Below are 1,288 nucleotides of genomic sequence, written 5' to 3'. Positions count from 1 at the left end.
CCCGCCAACCCCCCGACCGAGTGAGCGCGCCCCGCGACGTTCGTCGACTACACTCGCACCCGTCCGGGCACGTAGCTCAGGGGTAGAGCGCTGCCCTTACAAGGCAGATGTCGGCGGTTCGAAACCGTCCGTGCCCACCGGGTCCAACCAGCCGGTCCCTTGATCAGCGGGGGCCGGCTGGTTTGTCGTGGTCATCAGTACCGTCATTTCCATGCCCAGACGAGGACAGTGCGGCAGCATCCACCCTCACGGTCGCGGCTTGATCGACGAGCAGCGCCACACCAAGTCCAGCGCCACCGTCGGGGAGGTCCTCGATCGCCGGCTGGAGGTCAACGAGGTCGAGGAGAGCACCCGCGACCGCAACGGGATCGCGATCCGCTGCTACCTCAAGCCCACCTTCGGGTCCGTCAAGGCGCACCGACTCGAGCCGGAGGCCGTCGAGTTGTACTAAGCCCCGCTCCGGCGGTGCCGGGAGATGTGCGGCGGCCGGCGCGAAGGGCGGATCGACCCGGAGACTGGGGCGGTCCACCACTGCGCGCCGCTGTCCAGCGGATACATCCGCAAGCTCCACTACATCCTGAAGCCGGCCCTCGATCGCGTCGACGCACCCGAGGACGACGTCCCCGAGCCCACCCCGCCGTCGACCGCCGAGTTCGCCGCGGCCTCAACAAGTCCTGGCGCCTCGACCTCGATTGGGGAACCCTGCTGTTCCTGGTCGCCGTCACCGGCTGTCGTGAGGGCTGCGCCAGCGCGACCTCGACCTCGACGCCAAGGTAATCACGCTCCGCAAGGCCACGACCGCCCGCAACCGGCTCAAGAAGACCAAGAGCCGTCGGCTGCGGCGCATCGCCTTCGACGACATCACCGCCGATCTGCTCCGGCTCCACCACGACCGCTTCTCGGACCGGTGCCGCAGGCTCGACACCCAACTCGGCCCGGACGCCTTCGTGTTCTAGCTCGAACCGGACGGCTCGGAGCCGCTGAAGAAGAACAGCGTTTCCCAACGGTACGGCCGCCTCGCCCGCTCGCTCGGCATGGCCAGCACCCGGCTGCACGATCTGCGCGACTACTCGGCGACCGAGCTCACCGCCACTGGTGAATGGCCATCCTCGCTTGTACTTTCGAAGTGCAACTCCCGGGCCATCCCCGTATCCGCGAGGATGCTGCGTGTGCGAGAGAACGCCGGCGTTCGTAGCAGGACCATCCCCACGTCCGCAGGGAGCGCCACCGCATCATGAATGCGCAGTTGCACGCACAGGAACCATCCCCGCGTCCGCGGGGAGCACGT

The 1,288-nt window shown here is 68.0% G+C and carries 1 protein-coding gene and 1 tRNA gene; both read left to right on the top strand.

Annotated elements, in window-relative coordinates; all coding sequences use genetic code 11:
• The first annotated feature begins 65 nt into the window (after positions 1 to 65).
• Positions 66 to 137: transfer RNA gene (locus BIV57_RS23190), tRNA-Val, on the top strand.
• 122 nt (positions 138 to 259) lie between these two features.
• The gene (locus tag BIV57_RS23185) at positions 260 to 451 is read left to right on the top strand and encodes a hypothetical protein (protein WP_071658822.1); all 192 of its coding nucleotides are present in this window, start codon (positions 260 to 262) and stop codon (positions 449 to 451) included.
• Positions 452 to 1,288 lie beyond the last annotated feature (837 nt).

It is taken from the genome of Mangrovactinospora gilvigrisea (assembly GCF_001879105.1).
Classification (GTDB): Bacteria; Actinomycetota; Actinomycetes; order Streptomycetales; family Streptomycetaceae; genus Mangrovactinospora; species Mangrovactinospora gilvigrisea.
This window is presented reverse-complemented; position numbering and strand designations above follow the sequence as displayed.